Below are 25,735 nucleotides of genomic sequence, written 5' to 3' on the forward strand. Positions count from 1 at the left end.
GTTTAAATATTATTAATGTGATATGTATCACTATCTTTTTATGTTTTTTTCCTTATAATCACTATATAAATAGTGATTGAATAGGAGATGGAAGCATGCTAGATAAAAAAACGATTGATATTGTTAAATCAACTGTTCCAGTTTTAGAAGAATACGGTGAAAAAATCACGACCAGGTTTTATGAGTTATTGTTTCAAAATCATCCTGAGTTATTGAATATTTTTAACCATGCAAATCAAAAACAAGGGAGACAACAAAAAGCATTAGCTGGAACCGTTTACGCAGCTGCTCAATATATAGATAATTTGGAAGCTATAATTCCAGTGGTAAAACAAATTGCTCACAAGCATAGAAGTATCGGTATTAAAGCTGAGCAATATCCTATAGTGGGAAAACATTTGATTTTAGCAATTAAAGATGTTTTAGGAGATGCGGCTACACCAGAAATTATTAATGCTTGGGAGAAAACCTATGCAGTGATAGCGGATGTTTTTATTAGTGTAGAAGCAGAGATGTATAATGATTCTGCTAATCAAGTGGGGGGGTGGCGTGATTTCCGAAGCTTTGTAGTGATTAAAAAAGTAACGGAAAGTGATGTTATCACTTCATTTTATTTAAAACCTCAGGATGAAAAAGCGATTTCATCATTTAAGCCAGGACAATATATTAGCATAAAACTGAGCATTGACGGAGAGAAGTTTACCCATATTCGTCAATATAGTTTATCTGATTCTCCAGATAAAGATTATTATCGAATTACAGTAAAAAGAGAAGATGGCAATCAAACACCGGATGGAATTGTATCGAACTATTTGCATGAAAAAGTTGGAGTAGGAGATATCTTACATGTAAGTGCACCTGCAGGTGAATTTATATTGAATACCAATCAAGAAACACCATTAGTTTTGCTAAGTGGCGGAGTAGGAGTGACGCCAATGGTAAGTATGCTGAACACGGTAATAAAGCTACAGCCAAATCGAGATGTTACGTTTGTTCATGCGACTGCTAATGGCAAGGTTCATGCTATGAGAGATTGGATCAAGGAAGTTACAATTGAGAATTCTAATGTTAAATCGTATGTTTTTTATGATTCACCTACGGAAGAAGACCGAGCTAATAAAAATTTTGATCAAGAAGGTTATGTCACTTTAGAGTGGTTAAAAAACCATGTGACCGTAAAAAACACTGAATTTTATTTTTGTGGTCCAGTTCCATTTATGAAGTCTATTTATAAAAATTTAATAGAACTAGGTGTAGAAAAACAGCAAATCCATTATGAATTTTTTGGACCAATGAGTACATTCGAAAATGAATGAGAAAGGGGCTGACTTAGCAATAAGTCAGCCTCTTTCGTAATTCCGCTTTTCTATCTTTCAGCTAGTTCGATGTGTTCGACCATGTCTGGATTACATAAATCCGTGTGATAGTATTCTTCAGAATTTGGCATAACTAAATCAAGATTTTTTTGTTGTGCGACCTCGATGATGCCTTCTATCATTTCGTAGCCATATACATGCCCACCGACTTGTTCGTCTTTATCCAAGAAGTGAATATGATAGCCAGTTACACCAATTCCTTGAATGAAAGGAGGTGTCCAAAATCCGACCATTGTACCGCTAATGTAATCAAAATGGTACGTAGGTTGATTCTTTACAGCTTCCACTAAAAGCGGGTATGGACGTTTTTGTTTAGGAACAACACGAGTATCAACATATTTGAACGTACCTTGAATCTTCACTGCGTAAAAGACATTTGGTCCAACACTTTTGGAAGAAATGATTTCTTCAATCTCTTTTTGTGTTGCTCCGCCTTCAATCTTAAATGAAAAGTCGGGCTGAAAATAAGAAATACTTGCATATGGTGTTGTTTCATGTGGGGATTTTTTATATGCTTTCCCATCTTGCCGTACTTGGTATGCTTCTCCATTTATAATGATAAGCTCTCCATCAAAGTTGTCTAATGTTCCGATGCCGTGATCCCCGTGCTTTAATAACTCTTCAAACGTAATCGTACCACCAAATACTCCACCAACTAATGCAGCCATTGTTGAATATTGATACAATTCATTTTTTTGATTTGTTTTTAACATGTCTAACACCTCTTATTAAGTATTCCTTTTAAAACAATGCTAAGTAACTTCCTATTTATATAAGGCTTAAAATCATACTACACACGCCTACAATGATTAAAAATCCTCCGCTATATTTGATCGTGAATTTGAAGAGCTCGCTATCACGCCCAACTAAACCAACAGCAGCCGTGGCTACAGCAATGGATTGCGGCGATAGCATTTTCGCCATATCTCCACCAATGACATTTATCGCTACTAATGATGCAGGATCAAGCCCAATCTGTGTTGCTGTAACGGATTGTAAAGGTGCAAACAAGGCTCCGCTGTTCACAACAGATCCAGTTAAAAAGACGCCAAGCCAGCCAAGAACTGGAGAGAAGAGTGGGAATAATTGACCTGTATCAGCAAATGCCAGCCCCATTGTCGAGGATAGACCAGAATATGTACAAACATAGGCGAGTGCTAATACGCTGCAGATCGTTAGGATAGGTGACCATAATTCTTTAAAGGTTTCAGAAATAGTAGCTTTAAACATTTTTCCATTGACCTTGAAAAGGATCATTGTAATGATAATGGCTAAAAGAATCGCTGTTGTTGTATTTGTAAATAAATCAAGTTTATATATGGCATCGTATGGTGTTGGTGTTTTCACAATAGGTGTTTGACGAATAACTTCTTGATGTAAGCTAGGGATTTTAAAGAAGAAAACCAATTTATATAAGAATCCACCTGGTTGTAAAGCTGTTTTAATCACATTTAAATTAAAAATCGTTACAAAAACAGTTAATAGAATAAAAGGAAGCCATGCAAAGATGATCTTTCCACCTGAATATTGTGGAATGGATATTTCTTCTGTTTTTTCTTCCTTATTAATGCGATATATTTCTTTTGGCTTCCAAAAACGCAATAAGATGATTAAGGCAATAATACTTGCGATTGATGCAAAAATATCTACCAATTCAGCACCTAAGAAGGTTGTTATGATTTTTTGAACGACACCAAATGTAATTCCACACGTCAAAATGGCAGGCAAAGTTTGGCGAATTCCTTTAAACCCGTCAATAATAAAGACTAGTAAAAATGCGATAAGCAGGGCGATGAACGGCATAATGTTAGATGTGTATTGTGAAACAAGCAAAGGATTTAAATTTGTTAAACCAGCTGGTGCTGTAACAGGAATTCCCATTGCCCCATATGCACCGCCAGCAAGATTTGCAATTAAACAAAGACCTGCAGCATAAATTGGACGGAAACCTAATCCGACAAGAATGGAGCAGGTAATGGCAACTGGTGCTCCAAATCCCGCTGCCCCTTCTAGAAATGCACCGAATGAGAAGGCGACAATTAATACTTGAATTCGTTGATCAGCTGTAATAGATGTTATGCTTCCTTTAATGACATCAAAATAGCCTGTTTTAACAGTAATTTTATAAAGAATAATGGCAGTTAATACAATGGATGCGACAGGCCAGATACCAGCTAATACACCATATAAGGCAGAACCGACGAACATTTTAACCGGAAAATGATAAATAAAAATTGAAATCAAACCTGCAAAAATGACACTGATGAAGCCTGAAACATACCCTTTTAGCTTTAAAACCGTTAAACAAATGATAAATAATATGATCGGCAAAGCGGCGATTAAAGCTGAAAGCCAAATATTGCCCATCGGATTGTATACTTGATTCCATGTTTGCATAAAAACATCTCCAAAAATTTATTATCTTTTTGTATTTACATGATCTAACTTCTTTTCAGATAAAGTGCGGATTTTAAATCGTTTTTTTTTATTGCACATAGTAGGGACAAAAGGTGTGATGGCCAAGCCAAGTTGTTAGAAAAGCTTAAGAAGCAACTTTCAAACAACTTGGTTTATGTTATTGACCATTCCAAGGACCTTGCAAACTTATACTAATTGATCAGGCAGCAAAGTTTTGGCTAATTCAATATTGTTTTTGTAATCAACAGGGATATCTACAACAACTGGTCCAACACAATTAAATGCTTCTTTTAACACTTTTTCCAAGTCTTCAGGTTTTTCAACTCGCAAGCCTTTAGCGCCCATAGATTCTGCGTATTTAACAAAATCGACTGGACCTAACTTAACGGCTGCATCTTTTCCATATTTTTTTACTTGTTGGAAGCGAACCATGTCATAGTAGCCATCGTTCCAAATTAAATGGACAATAGGGCATTGTAAACGAACAGCTGTTTCAAGCTCTTGACTTGAGAATAAGAAGCCGCCATCACCAGACATAGAAAGCACTTTTTCACCAGGACGTACGATAGATGCTGCAATGGCCCAAGGAAGTGCTACACCTAATGTTTGCATTCCATTAGAGAAAAGCAAACGGCGCGGTTCATAGCTGCGGAAGTAACGTGCCATGTAAATATATAGAGATCCAACATCAACTGTAACAGTCACATTGTCGTCGATTAAAGAACGAATAGTGCTCACCAATGTGATAGGGTGTACTGTATTTTCCATGTTTGAACCAGCAGGTGCTAACTCAGGGGTGTCAATTTGTTTACGTAATTTATCAAGGAGCTGCATAGCGATTTGATCAAGCTCAAGTGTATCTAATTTTGCATTGATACGATCAATAGTAAGGGAGATGTTTCCCATCAGTTCGGTGATCGGATGGTAGTTGTTATCAATATCAGCTGGAACGTCATCCAAATGAATGATAGTTTTATCGTTTTCTTTATTCCATAAGATGGGGTCATATTCAATTGGGTCATAGCCAATAGTTACAATCAAGTCGGAATTATTTAATAATACATCCCCTGGCTGGTTGCGGAATAAACCAACTCGGCCAAAGAAGCAATCTTCTAAGTCACGAGAAATGACTCCAGCTGCTTGGAATGTTTCAACGACAGGTACCTTTACTTTTTGTAATAGCAAACGGAGAGAAGAGGTTACCTCTGGAGAACTCGCTCTCATACCTAATAGGAAAACGGGTAGTTTAGCATTTTTTAAATGTTGAACTAGCTTCGCAACTTCTTCTTTTGTTGCAGGACCCGTTGCTGGAAATGGGGAGGCTGGAACGGCTTTTGTATCAACATCTGGAGCAGAGATTACATCTTGTGGAATACTGACAAAAGCGGCACCTTTACGACCTTCAGTAGAGGCACGGAACGCATTAGTTACAGCTTCAGAAATATTAAGGGGATCATTAACTTCGACGCTATATTTAGAAACATGTTTCATAAATTCTGCGTTTTGTAAAGCTTGATGTGTTCGTTTTAAGCTATCTGCACGTGATACGTTTCCTCCAATAGCAACAACAGGATCTCCTTCAGCATTTGCTGTAACTAAGCCGGTTGCTAAATTTGTTACTCCAGGTCCTGAAGTAACGAGGCATACACCAGGTTTTCCAGTTATTCGACCAATTCCGCCGGCGATTAAAGCGGCGTTTTGTTCATGTCGGCAAACAACCACTTTAGGGCCGCGTTCTTCTAATACGTCAAACGCTTTGTCGATTTTAGCACCAGGAATTCCGAATACATGAGTAACCCCATTGTTAATTAAAGTATCTACTAATAGGTCGCCACCGGATACTTTTTGTGAATTAACGTTTTTTTCTTGTTCGATGATCATTATTTCTCAACCCTTCCCTGTACTAATAAAATTTTAAAAATTTGTATAACAGATTTATATTTCAAATTATAGAACTATGTTTAATTTTATCAAGACTTCAGTGTTGGATTTCAGACTGTTATACTCTAAATTCATGTGTGTTATAATAGGGAAAGAAGTTGTTTTTATTTCATACTTTTAGTTTGAAAACGTTTGAAATTGGAAAAATGTCTATATATGTATCTTTGAAATGACTTTAAAATAAATTTTGACAAATTTAAGAACGTTTCAAAATTATAACAGTTGAACGATCAATGTATTTATGATTGTTTAATAATCTTCAAACTAGAATTCCATATTCTATGTAGAGCTTAAATGAATAATTATTGTGTGATAAAAGCTACTGGATCATAAATTATGTAGATTATGTAACAGAGGATGAATTTAATTTTTTAAGAAAAAACCTTGCACAATAGCTAAAATGTTAGGCATTGTGTCCAAGTTTTATCAATTTATCAAACAATAATGTTACATCATATTAATAGTGTAATTTCTTTAATCCAAATGAAAACTTCATTCCTTTACATAACATTCCTTCTGTTGACAAATACTGTTAGAATCAGTAACTTTTCGGGAGGTATAGTTATGCAAAAAGGATTATCGGCATGGTCTTTGACAATGTTAGCTTTGGGGACTGTAATAGGAGGTTCATTTTTCATAGGTGCTGCAGTAGGCATTCGAACAGCAGGACCATCCATTATCATTTCATATATTTTAGGTGGTATTCTAGTATATTTCATTCTATTTGCGCTATCAGAAATGACGGTAGCAGACTCATCCCCAGGTTCTTTTAGAACCTTTGCAGAGAAGGCTTTTGGTCCAGGGCTGGGCTTTGTTGTGGGCTGGGTATATTGGACAGGACTTATTTTGGCAATGTCAAGCGAGGCAACTGCTGTTTCCATGATCGTAAGAGGTTGGATTCCTTGGATATCCCTGCCAATATTAGGATCAATCATTATTATAGGCGTTACTCTTCTTAATTTATTAGGAGCTGAACGCTTAAGTAAGTTAGAGAGTGGTCTAGCAGCTGTAAAGCTTTTTGCGATTGTAGGATTTGTTATTTTTGGATTGGTGTTAATTGTTGGTTTAATGCCAGGTGTTCCGAGGGTTGGAGCAGGGGAGCTTACGGCTGAGCCGTTTTTTTCGGCAGGGATTGGAGGCATTGCTGGGAGTATGCTTATTGTCATGTTTACATATGCAGGTTTTGAAGTAATTGGTTTAGCTGCTTCTGAAACAAGAGACCCTCAGAAGACAGTTCCAAGAGCGATTACGTATACGGTAATTGGATTAGTGGGGCTTTATCTTGCTGCGATAGCTGTATTGCTCCCTTTAATTCCAACCCGTAATCTTACAGAGGAAACAAGTCCTTTTGTAGCTGCACTTTCACGCTTTGGCTTTGGCTGGGCTGGAAACATCATCAATATAATATTAGTATCAGCTATTCTCTCTACGATGTTAGCAGCAACCTTTGGCTTAGGGAGGATGATCAGATCTTTGGCAGATGAAGGACATGCTCCGTCCTGGTTAAAAGCAAAAGGAAATATTCCATATAGAGGAATTTTATTTTCGGGGATTTCGATGCTTGCTGGTCTTGGACTGGGGCTTCTTCTTCCTAAACAGGTCTATTTGTTTTTGCTAAGTTCAGGTGGTTTTGCTCTCCTATTTACCTACGCTATCATTATCGCTACCCATTATAAGCTGCGTAAAAAAATGGAATGTAAAGGAAAGTGTCAGCTTCCTGGTTATCCTTATTCTTCCTGGTTCACGTTCCTATGTCTAATCGCAATTATTGTTAGTATGCCGCTCGTTCCCGGTCAGGGTGCTGGTCTTGCTGCGGGATTAGCGTTAGTCGCATTATTTGCAATCATTTATTGGGCTGTTAAATTTCGTACCCGTTCAATGGCAGCAGTATTCGCAAAGGAAAAAGTAGGGGGAAGTACGTTTGAAAAATGGCAGATGAGAACGAGTATGGAGGCTTCAGAAGAAATTTATCCTAGGAAAGATAGAGAAGAGAAAAGAAAAGAGTAAGTACAAGTCATTAAGAATGCGTGAATGTCTAAGTAAGAGAATATGGTTAATAAGAAGAGTATCCATCTTTTTTGATCTAGTTTTTTTCAAGTGTAAGTAAAAACCTAACATCGACCAGGATGACTGTTAGGTTTTTGCTTTTTTATATTTTGATATTGATTAATGAGAATCGCAGTTTCTGGATATACTGACTGTTTAGTGTAAAAGTTGAGATTGTTGCTCAAGCTGATTTGTTGCGTGATCGATGATTGTTTTGGCGGAACAAGGTTTGTAAATCTGGTGCAGATTTTTTTTCATCATCGTCGTTAATGCCTCATTTTGTAACACTTTATGAACATGATGAACGGTTTCTTCAATCGAATTGGAAACAAAAGAAGCACCTTTTTCTGTAAAATATTGAGCATTTTCAGCTTCTTGTCCAGGTACTGGTTTATGGAAAATTAAAGGGACTTGCAAGGCAGCAGCTTCAGTAATCGTGATCCCGCCAGGTTTTGTGATCATGCAATCGGATACAGCAAATAATTCATGTATTTTTTCAACATACCCATATAAGAAAAAGGAGTCTGGATAGAGTATACACAGTGGAAGAAGTCTTTCGTACAAGCTTACATTCTTTCCACAAACAAGAACAATCTGATATGAATTTTGAAGCAGAAGCTGACAAAGTTCTTTTACATTTTTTAATACACCATGTGCCCCTGCAAGAATTGTAATTACTTTTTTTTGAGGAGACAAATGATATTTTTGATAAATGGCTTTTTTATCAAACAGTCGTTCAAATTCAGGACGAATGGGAATACCACTTATCGTGATTTTTTGTTTGTGAATATTTTGTTGTATTAGTGAAGTTTTGACAGATTGAGAGCTAACAAAATAATGATCAATAAACGGATTGATCCAATATGGATGCACACAATAATCGGTAATAACTGTATAAGTAGGAATGAGATACTTAGCCTTTTTGATCGTAAAAGGTGCAACATGAAGAGGAAATGTTGACAATACATAAACGGGACGGTTGTCTATTATAAGTTCCAGTAGTCTTTTACGACCAAGATATTGGGAAAAATGGGCAAGTCTTTTAGAAGGGAGCTTGTTTGTACCATAATAAAACCACTTGTAAAAAGATGACCCATATGAAAATGTTTTAATAAATAATGATTGTGTGATATTGGAAAAGGCAGGATGGGATTCCCCAAATAGATCGGATACAACTGGTTTAAACCCATTTGTCTTAAGCTCTTCGGCAATTACATTTGCTACCTGGAGGTGACCGCTCCCATATCTAGCTGTAAGAATTAATACTGAAGGACGCATTGAAAGAAAACCCTCCTATTGTCTTTTATTCAGAATAACAAAAATATTTTATGGGAATATGAACAGAAAATAAAAATTTGTAAAGAAAATAAAAATATATGATTAACTTGGATTTGAAAGTGAATGTAGTTAAAAGAATGAGAAAATATGATACCAGTATACTGGCAGTTTTATTTTTCAAGTTATGTATTTGCAATAAAAGTCCAGTAGGATACTAATATGTATGCTAAAACGGTACTAAAAGTGCTGCCTTTTAATTTTTGAAAGTGAATAAGTTTTGTTTTGACACGGTAAAAAAATGCAGGAGCTTTGTGACAAAGATTGGTGACAATCTAAATTAGAAGTTTTATACTGCAATTAAGTAAACTATAAGTTTACTTAATTGCACATAAAGTGAAACTTCCATCAGTGGGGGGTTCTTTCATCCTCCTGATGGTTAGTTGAACCAATCGGGCATTAACGAGCAGTTATCCCCCACCTTCGCTTCTTTGATACTCTAAAGCTTAGAGGTGGGGTCTTACTGCTCGTTAATGCGGGACAAATGAAAGGGTGTGTTAAATGGGGATAAATGAGAGAAAACAGAAGGAAAAAGAAATTCGTCGAAACGATATTATTGACGCAGCTGAACGAGTTTTTTTTGCAAAGGGCTACTCAGCGGCAACAATGGATGATGTCTCGAAAGAAGCAGAGTTTAGTAAAAGAACGGTGTATGTCTATTTTAATAGTAAGGAACAGATTTATTTTGAAATTATGCTAAGAGGCTACAGATTATTAAAGGATATGCTAGAAAAAGAATGGGAAAATAAAAGAGCTGGTGATTCATTAAATTACATTAGGAAAATGGGACGAATCCTTTTTGATTTTAGCAAAAAATATCCAGATTATTTTGAAGCAATCGTTGAATATGAAAATGGGGAAAAGGATTTTGATAAAGGAGTCACAGATCAATCAAGGGAAGAGTGCTATACATTGGGAGAGCAAGTATTTGGATTTTTAATTTACGCATTAAAGGATGGAGTAGAGGAGGGGGGAATTCGTAGGGATTTAGATTTGAAGAATACAGCACTCATATTATGGTCATGTGTAGTTGGTGTCTTTACAATGGCAAAGAGAAAGTCTAATTATTTTCAACATTTTCATCAAAAAAACTCTGAAGATTTAATACCTGAAGCATTTGAACTTTTAATAAGATCCATACAAAGTTAGAGATGGGGTAGAAACGAAATGAAAAAGGTGAAAAGGAAAATGATCATCCTTACAATAACGATAGCAGTTTTACTAGTCGGAATTCTTTCAACCTTTCTTATAGCAAGTGGTATTTTTTTAACACCAAAATATTTAGAGCCATGGAAGAAAGGCTATGCACAGCAATTTGATGATCCTCGATTAAGGTTAGTATCACATGGGCTACTAGCCGCTAGTGGTCACAATATGCAGCCATGGATCATACGCCTTGATAAAGTAAATCCTAATGTATTTTACTTATATGCTGATTCAAAAAGGCTTGTTCAACAGGTGGATCCATTTGCAAGGCAAACGCTCGTTTCTCAAGGAACTTTTTTAGAATATGTGAAGGTAGCAGGAGATGAACAGGGCTATGAAACAAGTTTGGACTTATTTCCAGATGGAGAATATGATGAACAGAAGTTGAAGGAAAGCATGGATACAAAGGCTGTAGCAAAAATTACTATAATGAAAGTAGAAAGAAAAAGTAGTGAACTTTATCCATATCTTTTTTTACCAGACACAAACAGATCTGTATACGAGAAAACACCTTTATCCAATCAACAAATCAAGCAGTTGATAGAAATGAATGATGAAGCGGATGTAAAGATAAAGATTTTTCAAGATGATTATAATAAAGAAAAACTTGGAGTGTTTGCAATAGAAGGAGCGAAAATAGAATCTAAGATTCATAGAATCAATGAAGAGTCTGGAAAAATTTTTCGTGCTAATGAGTATCAAAAAAATAAATATCGGTATGGATTTTCCGTTGAAGGCCAGGGGATATCAGGAATGAAGAAACACATTATGCAGGGCTTACTGACGCTTATTCCTTCAATCAATAATGAAAAAGCATCTGCTGATTTATTTGTGAAGTCAACTCAAGTTGGAGTAGACCACACTCCAGCATATGCGATGATTATGACGAAAGATAATAGCCGAAGCAGCCAGGTGAAGGCAGGAATGATCTACAGCCGTCTTGTTTTGACTGCACACAGTATGGGCTTTGTGATGCAGCCGCCTAGTCAAGTATTAGAGGAATACCCAGAAATGAGCGAGCAGTATCTTAAAATACACAAAGAATATGCCATAGATGGAGAAACAATTCAGATGTTTGTTCGCTTAGGCAAACCAACCAATGGTTCTCCGAAAAGCATGAGACAAGATGTAATGGATTTTATGCAGAAATAGCAGTTGTGTATTGAGGGGAAAATATTCTATTGAAAAACGTTTTTTAAATTAAATACAGTAATTAAAAATCATAGAATATCTCTATGATTTTTTTGTTGTTTAACAATACTAGCTTTCATAAAAGTCCCCGTCTTTGTCAACCTAAAAATTAATTCAGGAAATGATGATATTTTCATGAAAAACATGAACATTTAACAAAATCAACAGGGGATATTGACAAATTATAGCAATCGGTGACAGTAAATGACCATGAATGTCGTTCTTTGTAGATAAAAGATTGTTCTCAATTTAAATATAGTAGAGTTAAAATGAAAGAGTAGGAAAATATTTCAAGGGGGTCTTATAATGAATTTAGGAAAAAAAGTACTGGGTATAGCAGCAAGCAGTATTTTGGCATTGTCATTATCCACTTTTACATTTAGTCAAAATACATATGCAGCCTCACAATCTTTAAGTAAAAATTATTTGATTGCTTATGGACAAGCTTTGCCAAAAGACTATCAAAATGAAATTGAAGAAGCTGGAGGAGAAGTGGTTGCAGCTATTCCTGAAATTGGAGGGGTAGAAGTTCACTCATCGGACCCTAATTTTCTTAAACAGATAAAACAAAATACTAAAATAGTAGCTGCCAACATTGAAAAAAATTTTAAGTTAGAACAAGAAGAGCCATCTGGTGCTGATAGTTTACCAGTCACACTAACGCCTGATCCAGATGGCACTTATTGGAGCTATCAATGGGATATGCAGCGTTTAACTAATCAAAAAAATTCGTATGCTCTAGAAACTGGGGGCACAGAAATAGATGAAAAGGTTGAGCATAAGGCAATAGTAGGGATTATTGATTCAGGAATTGACTATGATCATCCCGACTTAAAGGCAAACTTTGTAGGCGGAAGAAACTTTGTTCCTGCTGGTGGATACTATTCAGATAATCCAGCTGAAAAAGGGGATCCTAACGATGTGCTGGATCTAAATGGCCACGGAACGCATGTAGCTGGATCCATCGCTGGAAATGGAAAAGTGAAGGGAGTCGGCCCAGATTTGGGGGTTCGTGCTTACCGAATTTTTGATGCGAATGGCAGTGCTCCAACTTCGCCAATCGTACAAGCCATTGTTGCAGCTGCAAATGATCAGGTTGATGTGATCAACATGTCTATCGGTGGTTTCGATAACTTGAAGTACTACTACGAGGGCGAGCGTTATAACGATGTAGCAGATGTTGTGCTCTGGAAACGTGCTGTTCAATATGCTGTTAATAAGAATGTAACGGTAGTCACTGCAGCAGGTAATGAATCACTAAATTACAATGACAAAAAATCATTAACAGATTACATGAATGAAGTGTATGGCGAATATGGAATCCTATTTAAAGGAGTTTCTATTGAAGTACCAGGTGGAACCCCAGGAGTGATAAATGTTTCTTCATCTAATTCATGGTCAACTGATAAACTAGCCTTTTATTCAAACTATGGGAATGGTTTTATTGATGTAGCAGCACCTGGAGGAGACAATGGGCCAACATACGATGCAACGTCTGATTTAAATAAACGTGATTTTACGTATCGCACATTATCTGCATGGCCTACTTATTTAGAACCGTATTTTACTACTGTAACAGAAGGCTATGCATTCTCGCATGGGACTTCCATGGCTGCACCAAAGGTAGCTGGTATAGCAGGAGTAATTAAAGCGGCTCATCCGAATTATACACCAGCACAAGTAAAGGCTCTTATCGCAAAGACTTCATTTGATTATGGGAAAAAAGGGAATGATCCTTTTTTTGGAGCTGGCGAAGCCAATGCGTTTAATGCTTTAATTTACAAATAGTAAAACTTGGGTATGCCCAAAAGGACCATTTTAGGTAGCTTTTGGGCAATTTTTTTTTGCAGGGAAAAAGTTAAGTTGTATTTAAATGGACGATTTTTTTTGAGAGATGATTATGGCTATTAGCCGTACCTCTAATTAATATTTATTCAGTTCCTATTTTTACCTTTAGTTGTAAGCCAATCGCTATGCTTGAAAGAAAAATGATCATATTAATAGGTCCTATAATATCTTCCCATAAATGTAAGGAATAAAATTTCGTGGATGAATTACTTATTAGTAAAGATTGATACGGCTTTAGAATAAAAATATTAATTTAATATTAATGAGACAATAATAAATGTTAAAAAAGAAAGCAGGATCGAAGTAATAAACATAGCAAAAAGTGGTTTAATCGCTTTTTTGCGAAGTTCTTTAAGGTTTACATTTAATCCCAGTCCTACCATGGCCATTGATAATATAAATGTTGTCACATTTGAAATATAGCTCATAACATGTTCTGGAACGAAAAAATTCTTTCCAAGTACATAGCTGCCAAAGAAACTCATTAAGATAAACCCTATTAAAAACGAAGGGAACTCAATTTTCGTATCAGGTTGAATTTTTCCTGTTCGTTTCATCCAATACATCAAAATCATACTGAGTGGAACTAACAAAAAAACTCGTCCCAATTTTGCTAATAGACCAATCGCCAGTGCATCTTCTCCTGCAGGTGCAGCTGCTAAAGCTACATGTGCAATCTCATGTAAACTGATACCTGCCCAAGTCCCAAATTGAATATCAGTTAAGTTAATAAATGATCTTAATGTAATATAGGCAATAGAAAATACAGTCCCTATTAGAGCGATAATGCCTACTCCAATGGCAGTATCCTCTTCTTTTGATTTCAGAATTGGAGATACTGCGGCAATTGCGGCTGCACCGCAAACACCAGTCCCAATTCCAAGAAGAAGAGATATAGAAAAATCGGCTTTTAGCCACTTGGCTAATAAGATAGTTAAAAAGATCGAGAATACAATGGTGCCGATGTCAAGGCTCAGCAATCCAAATCCCTGATGAAACACGGTATCGATATTTAGCTTTAAACCGTATAAGATGATAGCAAATCGTAATAAATTCTTAGATGAAAATTGAATTCCTGAACGTAGTTTTTCTGGATACCCCCAAATTTGTCGATAGATCACTGCAATAATAATGGCACTGGCAAGTGGACCTATATAATTAAATCCCGGAATTTGTGCCATACCATAACCGCATAATGCAATAACAAATGTTAAACCAATTCCTTCAGCCATCAATCGATAAGATGTTAATTTATTTGATTGTTTTATCGTCCTTGCTACTAAAAAATACTTCTTCGTTTTTATGATCATCTCTTCACGTCCATTCCACTACTTATTTATAGATTAAAAGATATTATTAAATAAGAAAAATAAATGATTATTATCGTTATGATAAGTAAAATAGTATAATAAAGAATTAAGATGATTATAAGAATGGAGGAATGAAGTTGGATCAGCTATTACATGTTTTTGTAACTGTAGCTCAAAAAGAAAATTTCACACGTGCTGCAGAAGAATTACATATGACTCAGCCAGCAGTCAGTCAATATATTCAAACACTCGAACGAAACATTGGCACAAAACTATTAGAACGAAGCAATAAATATGTCCGATTAAATAAAGCAGGTGAAATTGTCTTTCATCATGCAGCAGAAATATTAGGAATCTATACGCGAATGCAGTGTTTGGTCGATGATTTAATGAATAAGGCAAGTGGAAATATTCGTATAGGAGCAAGCTATACATATGGGGAATATGTTCTTCCTCATATCATTGCTTATTTGCGTGAAAAGTATCCGTTGATAAAGCCTGCAATTACGATTGCCAATACCAAAGAAGTTGAAGAGCTAGTTATGGCTCATCAATTAGATATCGGAATTGTAGAAGGGGAGTTTAAAAACGAGAAATTATATATGGAACCATTTGCGGAAGATAAAATGTTTATTGTCGTATCAGCCAGCCATCATTTAGCAAATCAAAAGGAAATCGAGTTATCTGAGTTGGGATCAGAAATCTGGATTGTCCGAGAAATGGGTTCCGGAACACGAGAAGCTACAGAGAAAATGTTTGATAAATACCAATTTTATCCATCTGATATCATGGAGTTTGGTAGTACTCAAATTATAAAAGAAGCCGTTGAAGCTGGATTGGGCATTACTTTATTATCACATTGGACAATTAGAAAAGAGGTTTCCCTTGGGACATTAAAGGTACTTAATATAAATGGACTTCCCTTTTCTCGGAGCTTCTCGCTTATTAAACAAGCTACCCCTTTTAATACCAAAGCTGCGGAAGTTTTTTTAGATGTTTTACGTAGCAATGTGGTATTGCAAAAATTAAATAGTGAATTGAATTAAAGTACCTTTTAAATAATAAGTAAGACCAAGTTTCAAGTAAACAAATATATTTTTTAGATAAAGTTCACAATTTAAAGTGAAGGATATATTGGGAAAATGATGTTCAAATTGTATAATGATAGATAGTATTCTAATACAATTTGAAAGGACGTATGAAATGGATAATATTGATCAGCAGCTGATAGAATTGCTTCAAAATGATGGAAGAATGACAGTTAGTGATTTATCGAAACAATTATCGTTAAGTCGTCCAAGTATTTCTGAACGGTTATTCCGTCTGCAAGATAAGGGGATTATTGAAAGATTTAGCGCAATCGTTTCACCAAAAGCAGTTGGGCGGGATACATTGCTGTTTATTCAAATAAGTGAATTAAAAACATCTCCGCAGGAATTTGAAGAATTTATAAAGAATGATGTTGATATTCTTGAATGTCATCGAGTAACTGGCCCTGTATCACATTTTCTAAAAGCAGCTGTAGGCGGGATGGAAGGTCTTCAAATGCTTGTTGATAGACTTATTCCCTTTGGAAATATCAACACATCCATTGCCCTTAAATCCGCAGTAGAACATCGGAATATTATTCCGATCAATAAATTAACGTGATTTTTTAGTCAGTAGTACGTGTTGAAAACGATTAATAGTCAAATTAAAAATATGTAATATGTAAAGCGAGTCTTAGAAATTAGTTTAGGAACTCGCTTTTTTATGTGAGGATAAATTACATCTTGTAGAAAATCTTGTAACTTCATAAAGCAGGCTGAGTTTTAGGAAATAATAGATGAATTCAGCAGAAATATTATAGTGGATAAAAATTGTTTATTTGTAAATTATTATAAAAAAATATAATTCATTAAGTTAATATTTTCAATGTGAATTTGTTTTAGGATAATTTCATTCAAAATGAATGTATTTATTTATAAATACATTCATTTTATTATATAAAAAACAGTATTTATATCTTAATATTGTTCAAAAGAAAATTAAAAATTATTAGATTATTAAGAAAGGAAGGTAGTGTTTAGTAGACTTTTGGCTTGGAAATTCACGGGAAATATTTATGGTTGATAAAAAATCAAGTGGATTATAAAATGGACAAGTTAGAAAATCTAACAAGAAATATCAATCACTATTCATTTTATCTTGGAGGAAAACGTATGAATCTTTTTCGAAAAAAGTCGATTGACTTATTATTGTCTCAAGCGAACAACAAAGGATCTCATTTAAAAAAAGATTTAGGTGCCTTTGATTTAACGATGCTTGGGATTGGAGCCATTATTGGTACAGGTATATTTGTTTTAACTGGAGTGGCTGCCTCTTTACATGCAGGTCCAGCACTTGTTGTTTCTTTTGTATTATCTGGACTTGCTTGCTTATTCGCGGCCCTTTGTTATTCTGAATTTGCTTCGTCAGTTCCTACATCTGGAAGTGCTTATACATTTAGCTATGCCACCTTTGGAGAGCTAATTGCATGGATATTGGGGTGGGATCTCATCTTAGAATATGGATTGGCTTCTTCAGCTGTTGCAAGTGGTTGGTCTGGATATTTCCAAGGACTCCTTTCAGGTTTTGGGATACATCTGCCAACAGCCTTAACGAGTGCATATAATCCTGAAAAAGGAACGTATATTGATTTGCCAGCAATTTTAATTATATTTCTTATTACGACTTTGCTTATTAGCGGTGTGAAAAAATCGTCTCGATTTAACGCCATTATGGTTATTGTGAAGGTTAGCGTTATCCTTTTATTTATTTTTGTAGGTTTTAATTATGTCAAGCCGGAAAATTGGACACCGTTTATGCCGTTTGGTTTCTCCGGAGTTGCGGTTGGTGCTGCCACTGTATTCTTTGCTTATTTAGGATTCGATGCTGTTGCTACAGCGGCTGAAGAAGTAAAGAATCCTCAGCGTAATATGCCAATTGGAATTATTGCTTCTCTAGCTGTTTGTACCGTTCTTTATATTATTGTGAGTTCGATTCTTACTGGAATTGTCCCTTATACAGAATTAAATGTTAAAAACCCTGCTGCATTTGCTCTTCAATATATTCATCAAGATTGGGCTGCTGGATTTATCTCTCTTGGTGCTATTGTAGGGATCACAACGGTATTACTTGTTATGCTGTATGCTCAAACAAGGCTGTTCTATTCAATGAGTCGTGATGGGTTATTACCAAAGGTTTTATCAAACGTAAACACAAAAACAAAAACACCTATTGCCAATACACTTATTACAGGTGCTATTGTAGCTGTTTTTGCAGGGTGTGTTCCATTGAATAAATTGGCTGAGCTTGCAAATATCGGTACATTATTTGCATTTATAGTTGTTTCCATTGGAATTCTTGTATTAAGAAAAACACAGCCAGAATTAAAAAGGCCTTTTAAAGTACCGTTTGTACCAGTAGTTCCAATCTTATCAGTTCTATTTTGCGGTTTTTTGATTATTCAGCTTCCAGGTTATACATGGATGAGTTTTTGTATTTGGATGGTCATTGGGTTAATCGTTTATTTTGTTTATGGAAGAAAAAATAGTGAATTAGGAAAAGAGGAAAATAAAAATCAAGTCGCTTAACTATTTTGGTTTTACATTACGGTGTACTTGATTTTATTAAAAAAACTAAAAAAGTGAACTAGGGTTTTAAGGATTGTGTTAGGGTTGTTTTTTATTCTAGGAATAGGTGGGAGTTCACAGGTGGCTGAGAAAAAAGAGAATTCAACAGCAGAAAAAAAGGAAATAAAAAGCAGCAAGCAAGTTACACAATCACGTCTCGATATTATCTTAGAAAAAGGCGTCATTCAAATTGGAACATTTGGAGACTATAAGCCTTTTACTTATTTGAATCCATCTATGAAACAATTTGAAGGATTTGATATCGATGCAGCAAACCTTTTAGCAAAGGACTTAGGAGTAAAAGTAGAATTTGTACAAACTTCTTGGCCAACATTAATTAAAGATCTTCAAGATGATAAATTTGATATTGCCATGGGTGGAATTACAAGAAATTTTGAAAGACAAAAAATTGGACATTTAAGTCCAGCTTATTTTTCAGATGGAAAAATTCCGTTAATTCGAGACGAAGATAAGGACCGTTTTAAAAGCCTGGAAGATATCAATCAGCCATCTGTACGAATTGGTGTAAACCCAGGGGGAACAAACGAACAATTTGTAAGAGCGAATTTATCAAATGCAGAAATTACGGTCGTGCAAAACAATTTAGATGTTCCAAAAATGGTGGCTGAAGGCAAGGTGGATGTCATGATCACAGATAGTGTTGAAGCAAGAAATTATGAAAAAAGTGACAGCCGCTTATATGCTGCTTTAAAAGATCAGCCATTCGCTATTTTTAATTTAGGCTACTTAATGCATCGAGATGACTTAGCCTTTCAAAATTGGGTACAGCTTTGGGTAGAAGAACATAAACTGCAAGGTACTTTTAAAGATTTAGAGAAAAAATGGATTGATGATTAGAAAAGCGGAAGCGCCTTGATCATCGACGTACAAACTGGAGGGGCTTCGACTGAGATAAAGGAAACACGATGAGCGATAGCGAATCGATGTTGACTTATCGTAGGGAGAAGACTTGAAGTTTGCTAGTCGATAGGCGCTGGCCGATTAAGTTCGCCACGGCCTTATGCCTTCATCGGCACTAGTACGTCCTGTACGTCGGAGCTAGACACCAGTCTACCTTCAAAAAGTTATACTTTCTAAAAGGGTAGTTCTCTTTGATTAGAGAGCTGCCCTTTTTTGTGGTCTTGTAATTTCAAAATGAATATAAAATAATAAAAATATATTCAAAATATTAATTGAAATCCAAAAAATAATTCATATTTACATATAAAAAGACAAAATTATATTCTATTATTAATTTATCGGATATCGAAAAAATCCTATTACAGTAGCTGGAGGTAAGATCATGACAACAAAAATAATTGCTAGAAAAAATCTTGAAAATATAAGTGCTTATGTGGCAGGTAAGCCTATTGAAGAAGTTCAGCGTGAATTAGGACTTGAACGAATTATTAAATTAGCTTCGAATGAAAATCCATATGGCTATTCACCCTTAGCAAAAGAAGCGATGCTTTCTGAAATGGAACAAACCCATTTTTATCCGGAAGGAATGGCACCAGCATTAGCAGCAAAGTTAGCTGAAAAACTTCAAGTTGAAAAGGATCACATCATTATCGGAAATGGTTCTGATGAGATTATTCGTTTGTTAACAAAAAGCTATATTGAACCAAATGATGAAGTCATTATGCCTGATGTTACTTTTCCTCGTTATGAAACGAACACATTAATTGAAGGTGGTACCCCGGTGCTTGTTCCTCTAATTGATGGTATTCATGATTTACAGTCTATGTACAACGCGATTACAGAAAAGACGAAAATGATTGTCATCTGCAATCCGAATAATCCTACAGGAACGATCGTGGAAAAAGCAAAATTAACAGACTTTATAAACAAGGTCCCTAAACATATTTTATTAATCATGGATGAAGCCTACTATGAGTATGTCAATGATAATGAATATTTGGAAACGATCCCTTTTCTTAACACGAATTCAAATCTCGTCATCCTTCGTACTTTTTCCAAGATATACGGATTAGCATCCCTGCGAATTGGCTATGGGATTATGCATCCATCTATCATCGAAGAATTAGTGAAAGTAAAAGATGCTTTTAATACGAACCGATTAGCGCAAGCGGCTGCTTTAGCTTCTTTAGATGACGATGCTTTTGTAGATTATTGTGCTACTGAGAATGAAAAATGCCGAAAATATATAGAAAATGAACTAACGAAGATGGAGCTAGAATTCTATCCATCTCATGCTAATTTCTTGATGATTAAGCTGAATCAGCATGGCAAAGAGATATTTGAAGGATTGCTAAAGCAAGGAATTATCATTCGTTCTGGTCATTTACTCGGCTACGACCAAACAATACGCGTTTCTATTGGAAGTCAGCCTGAAAACGAAGAATTTATTAAAGCATTACAAAAATTGATCGGTTAATCTCATTAACGAGGAGTACAAAAAATGAAGAAAATGTTAAATATATTACTAGGATGTCTAGTTTTGAGTATCGGGGTTCTCATTTTGAGACATTCCCATCTTGTTACTGGTGGAACGGTTGGACTATCACTAAGTTTTTCTTATCTATTCCATATGCCTTTTACATTATTATTTTTTATCGTCAATATCCCATTTTATATTTTTTCTTTTATTCAAATGGGTTGGAAATTTACTATCTCAACGATTTTTGCTGTCACCGTTTTATCGTTGATAACAAGTGTTGATCAATGGCTTCCTGCCTTTTCTGTTTCACCATTAATAGGGGCCATCGTTGGAGGAGTCATTAACGGATTTGGTTTATCGATTCTATTTTTGAATAGGGCTTCGCTTGGAGGATCTAATATTCTTGCATTATTTTTACAGAAAAAATTCAACTGGAATCCAGGAAAAATTAATTTTCTTTTCGATTTTATCGTAGTGATTTCAGGGATATACTTTTTCGGATTTCTTAAAGGACTTTGTTCAATCTTATCTATTGTGATTACATCTAGCATTATCAGCTTTTATAAAAATAGAATTGCGATATCAAATCGTTCTGATAAAGAGAGGGAAGAACATTCTATTAAATCAAAAGTGGTTATGAATTAGATCGAATCCATGTAAAGCTATAGTTAATCTTGAAGGAGAAGCAGTGTGCAAACCAAAGAACAAAGTTGCATTCTTGAGTGGTTTGGCTGCTTCTTGCTTCAAAATATAGATTTATAGACGTACTAGACAAAAGTTAGACTTAATGATAAACTCAAAAAAGTTTGATTACTACAGGATTCTACTAAGTTAAACATAAAAAGACGGATAAACCTCTAGTTTTAAAAATATCCAAAATTAGTTTCAAACTATATTAACTCCCATTTTTTTCACTCCCTCTATCTATGACTAATACAACAAACTCCCATTTAATATGGAAAATCGTAGTGGACCTATTCTTCATACAGAATGCTTAAATAGAGCACATCATCAGCTCGTAGAGGTTCTTTTGTAGAAGGGTTAAGTGAGATACATACAAAGTATTACCGAAAGAAACTTTGTAGCTTTTTATTTATTACAGAAATTTATTTTTTAAAGAAAAGAGGATTTGGTAATGGCTCATACTACTGACATTTCAAAAACTAGACGCATTACAAGTAATATCTTTAAAGGTTCAGTTGGCAATCTAATTGAATGGTACGACTGGTATGTCTATTCTGCTTTTGCCATATATTTCTCATCTCAGTTCTTTCCTCAAGGAGACCCAACAAGTCAACTGCTTAACACGGCTGCAATCTTTGCTGTTGGCTTTCTAATGCGTCCATTAGGAAGTCTACTGATGGGACGTTATGCTGATCGCTATGGTCGCCGTGCAGCTCTTTCACTTTCTATTACGATTATGGCTAGTGGTTCTTTAATTATTGCCTGCACTCCAAGTTATAGTACTATTGGCTTGCTATCTCCTATTATTCTAGTTTTAGCACGTTTGCTTCAAGGATTATCTTTAGGGGGAGAGTATGGAACCTCCGCAACTTATCTTTCTGAGATGGCTAGCAGTGGTCGTCGTGGTTTCTATTCTAGCTTTCAATATGTCACTCTTGTAGCTGGACAGATGGTAGCATTAGGAGTTCAAATCATTTTACAGAACATCTTGAGTGAAGCTGATATGATGTCCTGGGGATGGCGTATTCCTTTTATCATTGGTGCAATCGGAGCGTTAAGTGTTTTATGGCTGCGTCGCACAATGGATGAATCAGAACAATTTTCTAAGATGGATTCTAAAGCCCGAAAGAATGCTGGTACACTTAAAACTCTAATGAAGCACCCTAAGGCAGTGTTGACAGTCGTAGGACTAACTCTTGGCGGAACGGTCGCTTTCTACACTTACACAACATATTTACAAAAGTTCATGGTAAATTCTGTAGGACTTGACAAAGGTGTTGTCAGTTGGATTAACTTTATTGCTTTACTTATATTTGTTGTACTTCAACCTTTAGGTGGCATGCTCTCTGATCGAATTGGACGTCGCCCTTTATTAATGAGTTTTGGTATTTTAGGTATGTTATTGACAGTGCCTTTATTCTTATTAATGAAGCAGACGAATAATCCTGTTGTAGCTTTTTTACTCATGATGATTGGGCTTATCATTGTAACTGGTTATACGTCTATTAATGCTATTGTAAAAGCTGAGCTCTTTCCAACTGAAATTCGCGCTCTTGGTGTAGGTCTTCCTTATGGTCTTACCGTTGCCATTTTTGGTGGAACAGCCGAATTTATCGCATTATGGTTAAAAAGCATTGGAGTTGAATCACTGTTCTTTTTCTACGTATCTGCCTGTATTGCTATAAGTTTTATGGTCTACTGGCGTATGGGTGAATCTTCGAAAGCCTCACAGATAGAAGCTGAGCTGGAAGCTGAACAGAAGCTAACAACTAATAAATCATCTCATAAATAACGAGTAATCAAAACATTCTTTTCAGGTGATAGACTTGGGAAGAATGTTTTTTTATGATTAAATATGAACTTTTTAAAGGTAAACTGGTGTCTAGCTCCGACGTGCAGGACGTACTTGTTTAAGCATGCATCTAGAGTTACGAACACTCCAACGACAACCCCTGATTGAGTTTTTAAATCATGGATGGAAAAGAAAGTCTTCGTATTCAAACGGAGTGTATCGAAAAAGCGCAAATGAGTCATCAACTAATCTTAGGTATGGATGATGTTGCGATTCGCAAAGGCCATACCTATAATACAGGTCTTCATGATTTGCGTGGAGAAAGCTTTCTTGACTTTATTGCGGGACGAATTACGTTCTCATTATCGGATCCATCCTGAATTAGTATCCATTCAGCCAACAGCTGTCGTGATGGATTTATCTAAAGGGTATCATAACTTTGTCCAAGAAGTTTATCCAGCAGCAATCTGTTGACCAAATATCAAAAGAGATTACCAAGTGTTTGATCTGTCACTTGTTTCACTGTAATAATAACTTGCTATTTTTCACCCTTTGTGAGTACAGTTTAAAACCTTTTGTAAAAGCGGATTTTATATAAAAAACAACTGCCGATTCGATTTATTGAAATTCGCGATATGGTTTAATTACCATCTAGCGTGCTAAAGATAATGATAAGTTGATTTTTGTGCGATTTTTACAAATATTAATGAATAACACTGCAGGTGCGATTTACTTTGTGGCAAGGTGGCTTTATATTAAAATTTATTCGATTTTAGACAGTAGGGTTGGTGAACAATGTGAAGCTGTTAATAGCTGAACGTGATAGTAATGAAAGAACGGCAATCGAGTGGCTTATCTCTGTTTATTCACTTCCAATTAATAAGGTATTCACTGTAAGTACTTTATGGGAAACAATGGAAGTATTAGAAAGAGAAGTACCGGATATTCTGTATATAGAATTAGATATGATTCCAAACGAAGAGTGGACTTCGATTACAAAATACGTAAAATATTTCAATCCCAATGTTATAGCTGTCACAGCTGAGGCAACATTCGAACGAGCCAAACAAGCGATTGAATGGAGAAGTGTTGAATTGTTAGTAAAGCCGTTAGATCCTGTGAAAATTAAACACTGTTTACAAACAGCCCTTTCAGTTGCTAATAATCAAAAAACTAACAATAAACCATTAGCTCATGCTAATGAGACTTATTCCTATCATTCTTTATTCTTACAAGAAGAGCAATCTGCTGTGAATGTTGTATTAATGGTGCTTCAGACAGAAGACGTGCAGAAACTTCCAGAGTTAATCAGATTTTTGAATTACTATCCTTTCAGAAAACAACCGGTCATTCTACCATTAATAGATATGGCTGTTTGTCTGTTTCAATCTTCGATTCAGGATATTAAAGAAGAGGCATCAAAAATATTACGAGAATGGGAAGTTGACAGTATTGAGCCGGTAGCGGCAGTGATTGTTCCTTCCGATGCAGGTCACAAAACAATACATGAGATGTATCAAACTGCCCAAAGATTATTGGAGGTAACGTTTTTTATTGGTTATCGACAAGTCATTCTACCTGAATCCACATACGAACGCTGGCAGGAAATAGATCCATTTCTGACTCCAAAGGAGCAGCAGGAATGGATTGAAATGTTAGAACAATTCGATAAGCAAAAATTGAAAGAATGGATGTACAATGAATTTTTATATGTTGAAACACCATTCCCAAATCCAGAAAAACTTAGAACTAGGCTGACGAGTATTTTAGCTCAAATCAGAAGGTTCATGAAAACGAATCAATTAGATCAGCAAGAAACAGAAAAATATTACACAAAGATTTTTACTGATATATTGTATAATCGAGTGTTGTACAGAATTGTACAAGAAATGCTGCTGTTTCTTTATGAACTGATTGATCGTGCAAAACAGGCAGATCAATTATTAAAAAAAGATGTTATTGAAAAGGGAGTTAGCTATATCGAAACTTATTATGGTGATCATAATTTAACACTTGAGAAAGTCGCAAAAGTCGTAAAGAGAAATCCAGCATATTATAGCCATTTATTGATGAAAAAGTATGGCATATCTTTTAGTCAATTAGTAACAAATACAAGAATAAAAGAGGCAAGGAGACTTTTATCTACAACAGAATTATCTATTAAAGAAATTTCATACCAAGTAGGTTTCTATAATCCAAACTACTTTTCCCGAATTTTTAAAGAATCCACTGGAATGACACCTCGTGACTATCGAAATAATAACTAGGATTAAAACTTGAAAATTATTTAGAAATCCTAAAATAAATGAAGAAATCTAAAAAAAACATACTTTATTCATTTTTTTATTGTCAGAAAATATTACATAATTCGAAAATATTTATTAATTTCCGGAAAGAATGTGTCTATTGTTAGCTATTTCAATATCTTATAATTTTCATTAATTAAAGAAAACTACAAACATTGGGAACAATCACTTCACAAGATACATTACAAAGACGCATTTTCCATTTGTTTCACTATGCTTCTTTCAAAA

General features: G+C 35.3%; 19 protein-coding genes. 14 read left to right on the forward strand and 5 right to left on the reverse strand.

Annotation, left to right across the window (positions count from 1 at the left end; genetic code table 11):
• The first annotated feature begins 95 nt into the window (after positions 1–95).
• A complete protein-coding gene (hmpA, locus tag FDO66_RS00660; protein ID WP_141430477.1) occupies positions 96–1,316 on the forward strand; it encodes an NO-inducible flavohemoprotein in 1,221 nt (406 codons plus the stop codon).
• A 50-nt stretch (positions 1,317–1,366) separates the two neighbouring features.
• Here the strand turns inward: hmpA and budA are convergent, their stop codons facing one another.
• The 3 genes from budA to alsS all read right to left on the reverse strand — a co-directional run bounded on the left by budA (position 1,367) and on the right by alsS (position 5,675).
• Positions 1,367–2,089 carry an acetolactate decarboxylase gene (gene budA / locus FDO66_RS00665; RefSeq protein WP_141430478.1) on the reverse strand — a complete coding sequence of 241 codons (723 nt, stop codon included), beginning with the start codon at positions 2,087–2,089 and terminating at the stop codon, positions 1,367–1,369.
• Between the two features lie 55 nt (positions 2,090–2,144).
• On the reverse strand, positions 2,145–3,773 hold the full coding sequence (locus FDO66_RS00670; protein ID WP_141430479.1) for an L-lactate permease: 1,629 nt from the start codon (positions 3,771–3,773) through the stop codon (positions 2,145–2,147).
• A gap of 207 nt (positions 3,774–3,980) precedes the next feature.
• Positions 3,981–5,675 (reverse strand): acetolactate synthase AlsS, encoded by a 1,695-nt coding sequence (gene alsS, locus FDO66_RS00675; protein ID WP_141430480.1) that lies wholly within the window; start codon positions 5,673–5,675, stop codon positions 3,981–3,983.
• A 624-nt stretch (positions 5,676–6,299) separates the two neighbouring features.
• On the opposite strand from alsS, the gene FDO66_RS00680 reads away from it, so the two are divergent.
• On the forward strand, positions 6,300–7,742 hold the full coding sequence (locus FDO66_RS00680) for an amino acid permease (RefSeq protein ID WP_141430481.1): 1,443 nt from the start codon (positions 6,300–6,302) through the stop codon (positions 7,740–7,742).
• 195 nt (positions 7,743–7,937) lie between these two features.
• Here FDO66_RS00680 and FDO66_RS00685 read toward each other — a convergent pair whose 3' ends face one another.
• On the reverse strand, positions 7,938–9,059 hold the full coding sequence (locus FDO66_RS00685) for an MGDG synthase family glycosyltransferase (RefSeq protein WP_141430482.1): 1,122 nt from the start codon (positions 9,057–9,059) through the stop codon (positions 7,938–7,940).
• A gap of 558 nt (positions 9,060–9,617) precedes the next feature.
• Between FDO66_RS00685 and FDO66_RS00690 the strand changes: the two genes are divergently transcribed.
• The 3 genes from FDO66_RS00690 (at position 9,618) to FDO66_RS00700 (ending at position 13,301) form a co-directional block, all read left to right on the forward strand.
• Positions 9,618–10,265 carry a TetR/AcrR family transcriptional regulator gene (locus tag FDO66_RS00690; protein WP_141430483.1) on the forward strand — a complete coding sequence of 216 codons (648 nt, stop codon included), beginning with the start codon at positions 9,618–9,620 and terminating at the stop codon, positions 10,263–10,265.
• Between the two features lie 18 nt (positions 10,266–10,283).
• Positions 10,284–11,474: an Acg family FMN-binding oxidoreductase gene (locus tag FDO66_RS00695; protein WP_141430484.1), complete on the forward strand. Its 1,191-nt coding sequence runs from the start codon at positions 10,284–10,286 to the stop codon at positions 11,472–11,474.
• Positions 11,475–11,819: 345 nt separating this feature from the next.
• Positions 11,820–13,301, forward strand: a complete 1,482-nt coding sequence (locus FDO66_RS00700; RefSeq protein ID WP_141430485.1) for a S8 family peptidase — start codon at positions 11,820–11,822, stop codon at positions 13,299–13,301.
• Positions 13,302–13,609: 308 nt separating this feature from the next.
• On the opposite strand, the gene FDO66_RS00705 is transcribed toward FDO66_RS00700, so the two are convergent.
• The gene (locus tag FDO66_RS00705; protein ID WP_258535528.1) at positions 13,610–14,593 is read right to left on the reverse strand and encodes a YeiH family protein; all 984 of its coding nucleotides are present in this window, start codon (positions 14,591–14,593) and stop codon (positions 13,610–13,612) included.
• A 215-nt stretch (positions 14,594–14,808) separates the two neighbouring features.
• On the opposite strand from FDO66_RS00705, the gene FDO66_RS00710 reads away from it, so the two are divergent.
• From FDO66_RS00710 to FDO66_RS00750, 9 genes are all read left to right on the forward strand, one after another.
• A complete protein-coding gene (locus tag FDO66_RS00710; RefSeq protein WP_141430487.1) occupies positions 14,809–15,717 on the forward strand; it encodes a LysR family transcriptional regulator in 909 nt (302 codons plus the stop codon).
• Between the two features lie 157 nt (positions 15,718–15,874).
• Positions 15,875–16,321: an Lrp/AsnC family transcriptional regulator gene (locus tag FDO66_RS00715; protein WP_141430488.1), complete on the forward strand. Its 447-nt coding sequence runs from the start codon at positions 15,875–15,877 to the stop codon at positions 16,319–16,321.
• 551 nt (positions 16,322–16,872) lie between these two features.
• Entirely contained in the window at positions 16,873–18,285 is a 1,413-nt protein-coding gene (bcaP, locus tag FDO66_RS00720) for a branched-chain amino acid transporter BcaP (protein WP_141430489.1), read from the forward strand.
• 120 nt (positions 18,286–18,405) lie between these two features.
• Positions 18,406–19,182, forward strand: a complete 777-nt coding sequence (locus tag FDO66_RS00725; RefSeq protein ID WP_258535517.1) for a transporter substrate-binding domain-containing protein — start codon at positions 18,406–18,408, stop codon at positions 19,180–19,182.
• Between the two features lie 445 nt (positions 19,183–19,627).
• On the forward strand, positions 19,628–20,722 hold the full coding sequence (gene hisC, locus FDO66_RS00730) for a histidinol-phosphate transaminase (RefSeq protein WP_141430491.1): 1,095 nt from the start codon (positions 19,628–19,630) through the stop codon (positions 20,720–20,722).
• 24 nt (positions 20,723–20,746) lie between these two features.
• Entirely contained in the window at positions 20,747–21,370 is a 624-nt protein-coding gene (locus FDO66_RS00735) for a YitT family protein (RefSeq protein WP_141430492.1), read from the forward strand.
• Between the two features lie 490 nt (positions 21,371–21,860).
• The gene (locus FDO66_RS00740; protein ID WP_141430493.1) at positions 21,861–23,201 is read left to right on the forward strand and encodes an MFS transporter; all 1,341 of its coding nucleotides are present in this window, start codon (positions 21,861–21,863) and stop codon (positions 23,199–23,201) included.
• Between the two features lie 179 nt (positions 23,202–23,380).
• Positions 23,381–23,581, forward strand: a complete 201-nt coding sequence (locus FDO66_RS00745) for a transposase (RefSeq protein ID WP_141430494.1) — start codon at positions 23,381–23,383, stop codon at positions 23,579–23,581.
• Between the two features lie 417 nt (positions 23,582–23,998).
• Positions 23,999–25,468, forward strand: coding sequence for a response regulator transcription factor (locus FDO66_RS00750; protein ID WP_141430495.1), 1,470 nt, complete (start codon positions 23,999–24,001; stop codon positions 25,466–25,468).
• Positions 25,469–25,735: the final 267 nt, after the last annotated feature.

The sequence above is a fragment of the Bacillus sp. 03113 genome (assembly GCF_006546985.1).
In the GTDB taxonomy this organism is placed as follows: Bacteria; Bacillota; Bacilli; order Bacillales; family Cytobacillaceae; genus VATK01.